General features: G+C 67.3%; 7 protein-coding genes. 4 read left to right on the top strand and 3 right to left on the bottom strand.

Annotated features, from left to right (window positions below):
• Positions 1 to 26 precede the first annotated feature (26 nt).
• The 4 genes from AC0MAZ_RS05805 (at position 27) to trhA (ending at position 8,640) form a co-directional block, all read left to right on the top strand.
• Positions 27 to 2,063, top strand: a complete 2,037-nt coding sequence (locus AC0MAZ_RS05805) for a methyl-accepting chemotaxis protein (protein WP_203652715.1) — start codon at positions 27 to 29, stop codon at positions 2,061 to 2,063.
• Complete coding sequence (locus AC0MAZ_RS05810; RefSeq protein ID WP_475860585.1) at positions 2,060 to 7,357, top strand: hybrid sensor histidine kinase/response regulator; 5,298 nt, start codon at positions 2,060 to 2,062, stop codon at positions 7,355 to 7,357. Before AC0MAZ_RS05805 ends, AC0MAZ_RS05810 begins: the two co-directional genes overlap by 4 nt.
• On the top strand, positions 7,350 to 7,823 hold the full coding sequence (locus AC0MAZ_RS05815) for a chemotaxis protein CheW (RefSeq protein ID WP_203648300.1): 474 nt from the start codon (positions 7,350 to 7,352) through the stop codon (positions 7,821 to 7,823). Before AC0MAZ_RS05810 ends, AC0MAZ_RS05815 begins: the two co-directional genes overlap by 8 nt.
• Before the next feature lie 199 nt (positions 7,824 to 8,022).
• Entirely contained in the window at positions 8,023 to 8,640 is a 618-nt protein-coding gene (gene trhA / locus AC0MAZ_RS05820) for a PAQR family membrane homeostasis protein TrhA (RefSeq protein WP_203648298.1), read from the top strand.
• Here trhA and AC0MAZ_RS05825 read toward each other — a convergent pair.
• The 3 genes from AC0MAZ_RS05825 to AC0MAZ_RS05835 all read right to left on the bottom strand — a co-directional run bounded on the left by AC0MAZ_RS05825 (position 8,637) and on the right by AC0MAZ_RS05835 (position 11,408).
• On the bottom strand, positions 8,637 to 9,356 hold the full coding sequence (locus tag AC0MAZ_RS05825; protein WP_203648296.1) for a 16S rRNA (uracil(1498)-N(3))-methyltransferase: 720 nt from the start codon (positions 9,354 to 9,356) through the stop codon (positions 8,637 to 8,639). The genes trhA and AC0MAZ_RS05825 overlap by 4 nt on opposite strands.
• A 176-nt stretch (positions 9,357 to 9,532) precedes the next feature.
• Complete coding sequence (locus tag AC0MAZ_RS05830; protein WP_203648294.1) at positions 9,533 to 10,939, bottom strand: adenosylmethionine--8-amino-7-oxononanoate transaminase; 1,407 nt, start codon at positions 10,937 to 10,939, stop codon at positions 9,533 to 9,535.
• A gap of 73 nt (positions 10,940 to 11,012) precedes the next feature.
• On the bottom strand, positions 11,013 to 11,408 hold the full coding sequence (locus tag AC0MAZ_RS05835; protein ID WP_203648292.1) for a hypothetical protein: 396 nt from the start codon (positions 11,406 to 11,408) through the stop codon (positions 11,013 to 11,015).
• Positions 11,409 to 11,492: the final 84 nt, after the last annotated feature.

The raw sequence follows: 11,492 nt of genomic DNA on the forward strand, positions 1-11,492 counted from the left end.
GACCTTCCGTAGCCACCGCCGGCGTTTTGCCAGCCGCCGTGGCCCAGCGCCCGCGCAGCACCGCGCAGATCACCGTGCTGTTCGTGGTGCTGATCCTGTCGATCGTCCTGCTGTTCGCCAACTTCGCCTACCTCAACACCCAGGCCAACCACGACAAACAGTACATCGGCCATGCCGGCGAGCTGCGCGTGCTGTCCCAGCGCATCGCCAAGAACGCCACCGAGGCGGCGGCGGGCAAGGCACTGGCGTTCAAGCTGCTCAGCGATGCGCGCAACGACTTCGAGCGGCGCTGGAGCTACCTGCGCGAGGGCGACAAGACCACAGGCCTGCCCGCCGCGCCGGTGACGGTGCGCGACGAGATGGACGCGGTGCGCCAGGACTGGGAGAACCTGCGCAAGAACACCGACACCATCCTCGCCAGCGAACAGACCGTGCTGTCGCTGCACCAGGTCGCGGCCACCCTGGCCGAGACCGTGCCGCAATTGCAGGTCGAGTACGAGAAGGTGGTGGAGATCCTGCTGCAGAGCGGCGCGCCGGCCAATCAGGTGGCAGTGGCCCAGCGTCAGCTGCTGCTGGCCGAACGCATACTTGGTTCGGTCAATACCGTGCTTGCCGGCGACGAGACCTCGGTGCAGGCCGCCGACGCCTTCGGTCGCGACGCCAGCCGCTTCGGCCAGGTGCTCGAAGGCATGCTCGCCGGCAATCCGGCGATCCAGGTCACCCGGGTCGAGGACGCCGATGCCCGGGCACGGCTGGCCGAGATTGCCGAATTGTTCCAGTTTGTCTCGGGTTCGGTGGACGAGATCCTTGAAACCTCACCCGAACTGTTCCGGGTGCGCGAGGCCGCCGGCAATATCTTCAGCCTGTCGCAGACCCTGCTCGACGAGGCCTCGCACCTGGCCAACGGCTTCGAGAACCTGGCCGGTGGGCGCACCCTGGACACCGTCGGCGGCTACGTGCTCGGCCTGCTGGCGCTGGCCTCGATCATCCTCATCGGCCTGGTGATGGTGCGCGCCACTCACCGCCAGCTGCGCGAGACCGCCGAGAAGAACGAACGCAACCAGCAGGCGATCATGCGCCTGCTCGACGAGATCGAGGAACTGGCCGACGGCGACCTGACCGTCACCGTGTCGGTCACCGAGGACTTCACCGGCGCCATCGCCGACTCGATCAACTACTCGGTCGACCAACTGCGCGACCTGGTCGCCACCATCAATCACAGCGCCGAGCAGGTCGCCGCCGCCGTGCAGGACACCCAGAACACCGCCCGCCAGTTGGCCAAGGCCTCCGAGCACCAGGCCGAGCAGATCAGCGAGGCCTCCGAGGCGGTGGGCGACATGGTCGAGTCGATCGACCGGGTCTCGGCCCACGCCTATGAGTCAGCCAAGGTGGCCGAGCGCTCGGTGGCCATCGCCAACAAGGGCAACGAGGTGGTGCACAACACTATCCACGGCATGGACAACATCCGTGAGCAGATCCAGGACACCGCCAAGCGGATCAAGCGCCTGGGCGAGTCGTCCCAGGAGATCGGCGACATCGTCAGCCTGATCGACGATATTGCCGAGCAGACCAACATCCTCGCCCTCAACGCGGCGATCCAGGCTTCGCTGGCCGGCGAGGCCGGTCGCGGCTTCGCCGTGGTCGCCGACGAGGTGCAGCGCCTGGCCGAGCGATCCTCCTCGGCGACCCGGCAGATCGAGGCGCTGGTGCGGACCATCCAGGTCGACACCAACGAGGCGGTGATTTCCATGGAACAGACCACCGCCGAAGTGGTGCGTGGCGCGCGCCTGGCGCAGGATGCCGGGGTGGCCCTGGCGGAAATCGAGGGCGTTTCGCAGACCATGGCTGAACTTATCCACAGTATCTCCGACGCCGCCCAGTTACAGACCTCCTCGGCGGGGCAAATTTCCCACACCATGGCGGTGATCCAGCAAATCACTGCGCAGACCTCCGCCGGCTCCGGCGCCACCGCCGACAGCATCCGCCATTTGGCGCGCATGGCCAGCGAGATGCGCCGCTCGGTGTCCGGCTTCACCTTGCCCAAACCGGTGGAGCGCTCGTGAACGAGGCGAACCTGAACGCGCCCGGCGAGCGTCACGACACGGTGGCCCTGGCCTGGACCAAGGCGCCGATCCTCGATTGCCTGGGTCAGGCGCGTCAGGCCCTGGAGCGCTTCTCGGCGGAGCCGGGCGACCTGTCGATGCTGGCGTTCTTCGTCGACAACCTGCACCAGGTCCACGGCTGTCTGCATATGCTCGCGCTGCCGGGCGCGATGCGCCTGGCCGAGGAGCTGGAACTGCTCGGGCGGGCCATGGCCGACGGCCAGGTGAGCCCGCGTGGCGATTGCCTGGGCGCGCTGTTCCGCGGGCTCGAGCAATTGCCGCCGTACCTGGACCGCCTGCGCGGCGCGCGCCACGACCTGCCGTTGGTGGTGATGCCGCTGCTCAACCAGCTGCGGGTCTGCCGAGGCGCCGAACCCCTGGCCCAGGGCAGCCTGCTGGGTGACCTGGGGCAGCGGCTGGCCGGCGCGGCGGACCTGGCCAACCTCGACCTGTCGCTGGGCAGTTGGCGTGAGCACATGCAGGCCGGCGCCGGGCGCGATGCATTGCGCTCGGTAGTGATGGCCCTGTGCGACGACCTGATGCGCATCAAGGATCGCCTCGACCCCTTCGTCGGCGGCGAGCGTTCGCCCAGCGAGTCACTGGAGTCGCTGCTGCCGCCCTTGCGGCACGTGGCCGATACCCTGGCGGTGCTTGGCTTCCAGCAGCCGCGGCGGGTGATAATCGACCAGGTGCTGGCGTTGCAGGCACTGGTCGAAAAAGACGGCGGCGTGGACGAGGCTGTGCTTATGGATGTCGCCGGGGCACTGCTGTATGTCGAGGCCACCCTCAACGGCATGGTTGGTCCGCTGGAGGAAATCAGCCCCGGCAGCCTGCCCGGCTCGGACCTGGCCGAAATCCGCCAGCTGGTGCTCAACGAATCGCTCAACGTGCTGCAACAGTCCAAGGACCTGATCGGCGATTGCCTGGAGTCCGCCTGGTCACGCCAGCGTCTGCAAGCCCTGCCCGGGTTGCTGCAACAGGTGCGCGGGGCGCTGGCGATGCTGATGCTGCCAGCCGCCGCCGAGGTGTTCGCCGGTTGCGCGGGCTATGTGCAAGGCTGGCTGGTGCACCTGGAGGATGAGCCGCAAGCGGACGAACTGGCGCACCTGGCCGATGCCCTGAGTGCCGGCGAGGCCTGGCTGCAATGGCGGGTGGCCGATCCGCTGGCCGACGCCCAGTGCTTCATCGACATGGCCCACGCCAGCTTGTCCGCGCTGGGCGTGCAGTGCGCGCGTGACACGGCAACTGCGGGCGGCGAGCAGGCGTTGGACGGTATCGACGATGAGTTGCGCGAAGTATTCCTCGAAGAGGCTGGCGAGCTGCTGCCGGAAATCGAGCGCCAATGGCTGCGCTGGCGCGCCGACAACGGCCTGCGCGAGGCGTTGATCGAGGTGCGCCGGGCACTGCATACACTCAAGGGCAGCGGGCGGATGGTCCATGCCGAAGCCGTGGCCGAGCTGGCCTGGGGCGCCGAGCACCTGCTCAATCGGGTGCTGGAAGGGCGCATCGTGCTCAGCGCCGAAGGCCTGGTGGCCCTGCAGCAGGTGTTCGTGCGCCTGCCCGACCTGCTTGCTGATTTCGCCGCCAGCCAGCTGCCGCCCACGGCCGAGATCGAGCAGCTGGCCGGGCACCTGCATGCGCTGGCGCTCAACGACACGCCGGTCAGCGCCAGTATCGATGGCCTCGATCCGCACTTGCTTGAGATCTTCCGCAACGAGGCCCAGGGCCATTTGGCCGGGCTCGATGGGTTCCTGCAGACGGCCGACGGCCAGGGCATCGCGGTCAACGACAGCCTGCAACGCGCCCTGCACACCCTCAAGGGCAGCGCTGCCATGGCCGGCGTGATGCCGGTGGCGGAGCTGGCCACCGCCCTCGACCGCCTGGTGCGTGAATACAAGGGGCACCAGTTGCCCCTGCAAGTGGCCGAGATCGAACTGCTGGAGGCGGCTCGCTCGCTGTTGCACCTGGGCCTGGCCCAGCTGGGCAGCACGCCGCTGGCGCCGATCCCCGGGGCCGCCGGGCTGATCGAACAGGTCGGGCAGACGGTTGACGCCCGGTTGGCCCAACTCCAGGCCGAGCCGCATCCGCCGCGCCGGCTCCGGCGCGATCCGCAGCTGACGGCCACCTTCCTGACCATGGGCATGGATATCCTGCTCGATGCCGAGGCGCGGCTCGCCAACTGGCAGGGCGATCCCACGCAACACCATGAGTTGCACCTGCTGCTCGAGGAGATGACCACCCTCGGTCACGGCGCGCACCAGGCCGAGCTGTGGCAGGTGGATGAGGTCTGCGAAGGGCTGCTCGACCTGTACGGTGCGGTGGAGGAGGGCAGCCTGGCCGTCACGCCGCGCTTCTTCGCCGTTGCCCGGCAAGCCCATGAGGCGCTGCTCGACCTGTTCGACGAGATAGCCGCCGGCCAGGACCCGAATCCCCGGCCCGAATGCCTGGCGGCCCTGCATGGCCTGCTCGATGATGCCCTCGACCCTGCAGCATTGGGTTTGGTCGGGGCGAACGGCGTCACGGTGCTTACGGCTCCAGGCGAGTTGCCGGACCCGGCGCTGGTCGAGCTGTTCCTCGAAGAGGCCGGGGATATCCTTGACGGTGCCGACCAGGCCTTGCGGCAATGGAAGGCCGATCCGGACAGCCTGTCGCCGCTGTCGGCGCTGCAGCACGATGTGCTCACCCTCAAGGGCGGGGCACAGATGGCGGCGATCGGCGCCGTCGAGGTGCTGGCCCAGGAGCTGGCGCTGCTCTACGAAGGCTTGGTGGACCGCCGGCTGGGTGCCAGCCCGGCACTGTTCGAGCTGCTCCGGCGCAGCCATGACGCCCTGGCCGAAATGCTGCGCAGCCTGCGCGAGGGCCAGGCACCGCTGTCGGCGGTGGCGTTGCTGGGCGAATTGCGTGAGTTCCGCCACAGCGCCCCGCCTCCCGTCACCTCCGAGCCGCAGGACGACAACGAAGAAACCGAGAGCGACAAGGAACTGCTGGAGGTCTTCCTCGAAGAGAGCTCCGATATTCTCGAGAGCGCGGCCGAGTCCCTGGCGCGCTGGCAGGCCGATCCGCGCAACACGGTCGAGGTGGAGAACCTGCTGCGCGACCTGCACACGCTCAAGGGCGGCGCGCGCATGGTCGAGATCACCGCCATCGGCGACCTCGCCCACGAACTGGAATTCCTCTACGAGCTGCTGGCCGCCGGGCGCCTGCCGTCGACGCCGGCCTTGTTCAGCCTGCTGCAGAACTGCCATGACCGCCTGGCGCACATGCTCGACGCGGCGCGCCTGGGCGAGCCGCTGCATACGGCCACGGCGCTGATCGACTACATCCGCAACTTCTCCAGCGCCGCGCTGACCGACAGCGTGGCCGGCCAGCCCCAGGCCGAACCAGCTCCCGCCGAGGCCACGGCTGTCGCTCCCGAGCGGGCGGGCGACATGGTCAAGGTTGATGCCGAGCTGCTCGACGACCTGGGCAACCTGGCCGGTGAGCATTCGGTGATCCGCGGGCGCATCGAGCAGCAGGTCAACGATGCGCAGTTCGCCCTCAACGAGATGGAGACCACGCTGGAGCGCATGCGCGATCAGCTGCTGCGCCTGGACATCGAGACCCAGGGGCGGATTTCCAGCCGTCACCAGTTGGAGGGTGACGCCTATGACGATTTCGACCCCCTGGAGATGGACCGCCATTCCCAGCTGCAGCAATTGTCGCGGGCGCTGTTCGAGTCCACCTCGGACTTGCTCGACCTCAAGGAAACCCTGCTGCAGAGGGCCCAGGAAGCCTACAGCCTCCTGCAGCAGCAGGCGCGGGTCAACAGCCAGTTGCAGGAGGGCCTGACCGCCACCCTGATGGTGCCCTTCGAGCGTCTGGTGCCCCGTTTGCAGCGGGTGGTACGGCAGGTGGCCAGCGAGCTGGGCAAGCAGGTCGAACTGGTGGTCGGCAACGCCGAGGGCGAGCTCGACCGCAGCGTGCTCGAACGTATGGTTGCGCCCCTGGAGCACATGCTGCGCAATGCCGTCGACCATGGCCTGGAAGCTCGCGAGGCGCGCCTTGCGGCCGGCAAGCCGGAGCAGGGCACCATCCACCTGAACCTGCTGCACGAAGGTGCCGACATCGTCATCGAGATGAGCGACGACGGCGCCGGGGTACCGCTGGAGGCGGTGCGCAACAAGGCGATCAAGCGTGGTCTGCTCGATCCGCAGGCGCGCCTGAGCGACCACGAGATCCTGCAGTTCATCCTGCGCCCCGGTTTCTCCACGGCCGAGAAGATCACCCAGATCTCCGGGCGCGGCCTGGGCATGGACGTGGTCCATGAAGAGGTCAAGCAACTGGGCGGCTCGATGAGCATCGAGTCCAGCCCCGGCAAGGGCGCGCGTTTCCTGATCCGCCTGCCGTTCACCGTGTCGGTGAACCGGGCGCTGATGGTGCACGTGGAGGACGAGCAGTACGCCATCCCGCTGAACACCATCGAGGGCATCGTGCGCGTGCCGCCGGCGGAGCTGGAGGCCTGTTACCGGCTCGACCCACCACGCTACAGCTATGCCGGCCACGATTACGCGCTGCGCTACCTCGGCGACCTGTTGCAGGGCGGCGGCCAGCCTGGGCTGCTGGGGCAGAGCGTGCCGCTGCCGGTGCTGCTCACCCATTCACACGAGCAGTCGTTCGCCATCCATGTGGACAGCCTGTCGCCCAGCCGCGAGATCGTGGTCAAGAGCCTCGGCCCGCAGTTCGCCGCGGTGCCGGGGCTGTCTGGCGCCACCCTGCTGGGGGACGGGCGGGTGGTGCTGATTCTCGACCTGCTCGGCCAGTTGCGCGGCCAGCAACGGCGCCTGGCGCGCCTGCCGGGCGTGGCCGAGGGGGCGCATGGGCTGACTGGCCCGGTGCCCCGGCGGCCATTGCTGGTGATGGTGGTGGACGACTCGGTGACCGTGCGCAAGGTCACCAGCCGCCTGCTCGAGCGTCACGGCATGAGCGTGCTGACGGCCAAGGACGGCGTCGATGCCATGGCGCTGCTCGAGGAGCACCGTCCGGATGTGCTGTTGCTGGATATCGAGATGCCGCGCATGGATGGCTTCGAAGTGGCCACGCGGATCCGCCGCGATGAACGCCTGAGCCAGCTGCCGATCATCATGATCACCTCGCGTACCGGCCAGAAGCACCGCGACCGGGCCATGGCCATCGGCGTCAATGAATACCTCGGCAAGCCGTATCAGGAATCGGTGCTGCTGCAGAGCATCGCCCACTGGAGCAAGCCCCATGCTTGAGCATATTGCCGGCCAGCGCAGCAGCCTGACCGGGTTGCTGCTGCCCCTGGGCGACCGCACCCTGGTGTTGCCCAACGTGGCGGTGGCCGAGCTGATCGGTCACCGTGTCATCGCCTGCGAACCGGGGGAGCCGGCCTGGCACCTGGGCTGGGTGAACTGGCGCCAACAGCGGTTGCCACTGATCGGCTTCGAGGCCGCGTGTGGCGGGCAGACTTCCTGCGGGGAGCGGGCGCGGGTGGTGGTGCTCAACGCCCTGGGGGATACCGGGCTGCGCTACCTGGCGCTGCTGCTGCAGGGGATTCCGCGCTCGTGCAAGCTCGACAGCCAGCTGAATTATGTCGATGTGCCGTTGGCAGGGCTGGAGCTTGCGGCGGTGCAGGTGGGCGAACAGGTGGCGCGGGTGCCTGACCTGGCGGGGTTGGAAAGAATGGTGCGTGACGCGCAACTGCAATCCTCGCCGGAGTAGTATCGAAGTGCCACAGTCCCTGTAGGAGCGGCCTTGTGCCGCGAAAGGGCTGCGCAGCAGCCCCTGCGGAACTTGCGAGTCATAGAGATCCTGGAGTCGCGTTGCGACCCTTTCCGGCCGGTCCGACGCCTCGGCAAGGCCGCTCCTACAGAACGTGTGCTTTCTGGAACCTCATCTGCTGCGGGAGGTCTTTGCTTGCATGTACCATGGTGAACGTTTCAACGCCTGGACCCACCTGGTCGGTGCGGTCCTGGCCTGCATTGGCGCGGTCTGGCTGATTGTCGTGGCCGGTCTGCAGGGTGATCCCTGGAAGATCGTCAGTTTCTCCATCTACGGCTTCACCCTGCTGTTGCTCTACAGCATCTCTACCCTCTATCACAGTACGCGAGGGCGGGCGAAGCGCATCATGCGCAAGCTCGACCACCTGTCGATCTACCTGCTGATCGCCGGCAGCTACACGCCCTTCTGCCTGGTCAGCCTGCGCGGGCCCTGGGGCTGGAGCCTGTTCGGGGTGGTCTGGGGGCTGGCGTTGGTCGGCATGTTGCAGGAGATCAAGCCGCGCTCGGAGGCGCGGATCCTGTCGATCGTCATCTACGCGCTGATGGGCTGGATCGTGCTGGTGGCGGTCAAGCCGCTGCTGCACAGCCTGGGCGGCGCCGGCTTTGCCTGGCTGGCGGCCGGCGGCGTGTTCTACACCGTCGGCATCATTTTCTTTGCCTTCGACAGCCGGTTCCGCCACTGGCATGGCATCTGGCACCTGTTCGTCATCGCCGGCAGCCTGATGCACTTCGTCGCGGTGTTCTTCTACGTGTCCTAGAAGTCGCCCCACAACTGCTGCGCCACCGACAGCGCCACTACCGGCGCGGTCTCGGTGCGCAGTACGCGAGGGCCAAGGCGGGCGGCGTGGTAGTTGCTGGCCTTGGCCTGTTCGACTTCCGCGTCGCTGAGGCCCCCCTCCGGGCCGATCAGGAAGGCCAGCTTCGCGGGTTTTTCATGGCTGGTCAGCGGCTCTGCCACCGGGTGCAGCACCAGCTTGAGGTCGGCCTCGGTGCCCTTGAGCCATTCGGCCAGGGTGACCGGCGGGTGGATCACCGGCAGGGTCGAGCGGCCGCACTGTTCGCAGGCACTGATCGCCACCTGGCGCCAGTGGGCCAGGCGCTTGTCGGCGCGCTCGTCCTTCAGGCGTACTTCGCAGCGTTCGCTGACGATCGGGGTGATTTCGTTGACGCCCAGTTCGGTGGCCTTCTGGATCGCCCAGTCCATGCGCTCGCCGCGGGACAGGCCCTGGCCGAGGTGAATGTGCAGCGGCGAGTCGGCCTGGCCGGGTAGGGCCTGGTCGAGGCTGACGCGCACGCTTTTCTTGCCCACCTCTAGCAGTTGGCCGAGGTATTCCTGGCCGCTGCCGTCGAACAGCTGCACGGCGTCGCCGGCGGCCATGCGCAGCACGCGGCCGATATAGTGGGCCTGGGCTTCGGGGAGCTCGTGCTCGCCGAGGCCAAGCGGGGCGTCGATGAAGAAGCGGGAGAGTCTCATGGTTCTACTCGGAATCTGATGGGGACATCGTCCCCTGTAGGAGCGGCCTTGTGCCGCGAAAGGGCCGCGAAGCGGCCCCAGGCCTTCAGCTTCGCAGCAGAGATTGCCGGGGCTGCTCCGCAGCCCTTTCGCGGCACAAGGCCGCTCCTACAGGGGGCTGTGAGAAGGCATTGGGCCTAGCCCGGATCGCGGAAATCGGGGTGGAAGTCGGCCGGCACCGCCACGCTGACGCTATCGCGGGTGGCAATGTCGATCCCTTCGCTGGCCACCTCGGCCAGGAAGTCGATCTGCTCCGGGGTGATCACGTAGGGCGGCAGGAAGTACACCACGCTGCCCAGCGGACGCAGCAGCGCGCCCCGGCTCAGGGCATGCTCGAAGACCTTCAGGCCACGGCGCTCCTGCCAGGGGTAGGCGACTTTGCCGGCCTTGTCCTGGACCATCTCGATGGCCAGGGCCATGCCGGTCTGGCGGATCTCGGCGACATGGGCGTGATCGGCCAGGTGCGCGGTGGCGCTGGCCATGCGCGCCGACAGGGCCTTGTTGGCCTCGATGACGTTGTCCTGCGCGAAGATGTCCAGGGTCGCCAGGGCTGCGGCGCAGGCCAGCGGGTTGCCCGTGTAGCTGTGCGAGTGGAGGAAGGCGCGCAGGGTCGAGTAGTCGTCGTAGAAGGCCTGGTACACCTTGTCTGTGGTCAGGCAGGCGGCCAGGGGCAGGTAGCCGCCGGTCAGGGCCTTGGACAGGCACAGGAAGTCGGGGCGGATGCCGGCCTGTTCGCAGGCGAACATCGTGCCGGTGCGGCCGAAGCCCACGGCGATTTCGTCGTGGATCAGGTGCACCTCGTAGCGGTCGCAGGCCTCGCGCAGCAGTTTGAGGTACACCGGGTGGTACATGCGCATGCCGCCGGCACCCTGGATCAGCGGCTCGACGATGACTGCGGCGATGCTGGCGTGATGTTCGGCCAAGGTCTGTTCCATGGCCGCGAACATGTTTCGCGAATGCGCCTCCCAGCCCATGCCTTCGGGGCGCAGGTAGCAGTCCGGGCTCGGCACCTTGATGGTGTCCAGCAGCAGCGCCTTGTAGGTCTCGGTGAACAGCGGCACGTCACCCACCGACATCGCCGCGATGGTCTCGCCGTGGTAGCTGTTGGTCAGGGTGACGAAGCGTTTTTTCTGCGGTTTGCCGATGTTCTGCCAATAGTGGTAGCTCATCTTCAGCGCCACTTCGATGCAGGAGGAGCCATTGTCGGCGTAGAACACCCGCTCCAGGCCGGCCGGTGTCATCGCCACCAGGCGTTCGGACAGCTCGATCGCCGGCTGGTGGCTGAAACCGGCGAGGATCACGTGCTCGAGCTGGTCGACCTGGTCCTTGATGCGCTGGTTGATGCGCGGGTTGGCATGGCCGAACACGTTGACCCACCAGGAGCTGACCGCGTCCAGGTAGCGCTTGCCCTCGAAGTCCTCGAGCCACACGCCCTCGCCGCGGCGGATCGGGATCAGCGGCAGCTGCTCGTGGTCTTTCATCTGGGTGCAGGGGTGCCACAGGACCTTGAGGTCGCGTTGCATCCACTGTTCGTTGAGGCCCATGGGCACTTCTCCTGGCGTTACGGCTCGGTTTGACCGCGTAAGCCTAAGCAATGCCGGAAGGCAGGACAACCGCTCAGTGACGCCAGGCCGGGCGCCATTCCAGCTGGCGTATGTGCACGGTGCACAGCGGCAGGGTGGAGAGGACCAGGCGATCCAGGGGGCCGGGCACGTCGTGCCAGAAGGAGCCGAGCGTGGCGGGACCGGGCATGAACTCGGTGTAGTCATGGTCGCGCAAGGTCAGCCAGTAGGCGGTCGAAACGGCGCTGCCTAGCGTATTGATCTCCACTTCGAGCAGCAGGCAATCGACCGTCTGGCCGAAGATGATCTCGATATCGCACTGGCCTCGGACGACCAGTTCTGTACCGCTACGCCCTTCGTCGGTCTGGTAGCGCGAACTGTAGGCGGTGCCATTGGAGATGATGCTCAGGCCCGTGGGGGTGCGCCAGGTGATTTCCGGCATCGGTGCCAAGGGCTGCCACCTGGCAAAATCTTCCGTGTAGATCACCGCTGTTTCTCCGGCCTGATTCTGGAGTGCGAGCCAAGCCTGCCTGCC

The organism is Pseudomonas sp. A (genome assembly GCF_056270345.1).

Coding starts and splice junctions, on each gene's coding strand:
- AC0MAZ_RS05830 (WP_203648294.1), bottom strand. CDS start 10,939: ATGGGCCTCAACGAACAGTGGATGCAACGCGACCTCAAGGTCCTGTGG.
- AC0MAZ_RS05815 (WP_203648300.1), top strand. CDS start 7,350: ATGCTTGAGCATATTGCCGGCCAGCGCAGCAGCCTGACCGGGTTGCTG.
- trhA (WP_203648298.1), top strand. CDS start 8,023: ATGTACCATGGTGAACGTTTCAACGCCTGGACCCACCTGGTCGGTGCG.
- AC0MAZ_RS05825 (WP_203648296.1), bottom strand. CDS start 9,356: ATGAGACTCTCCCGCTTCTTCATCGACGCCCCGCTTGGCCTCGGCGAG.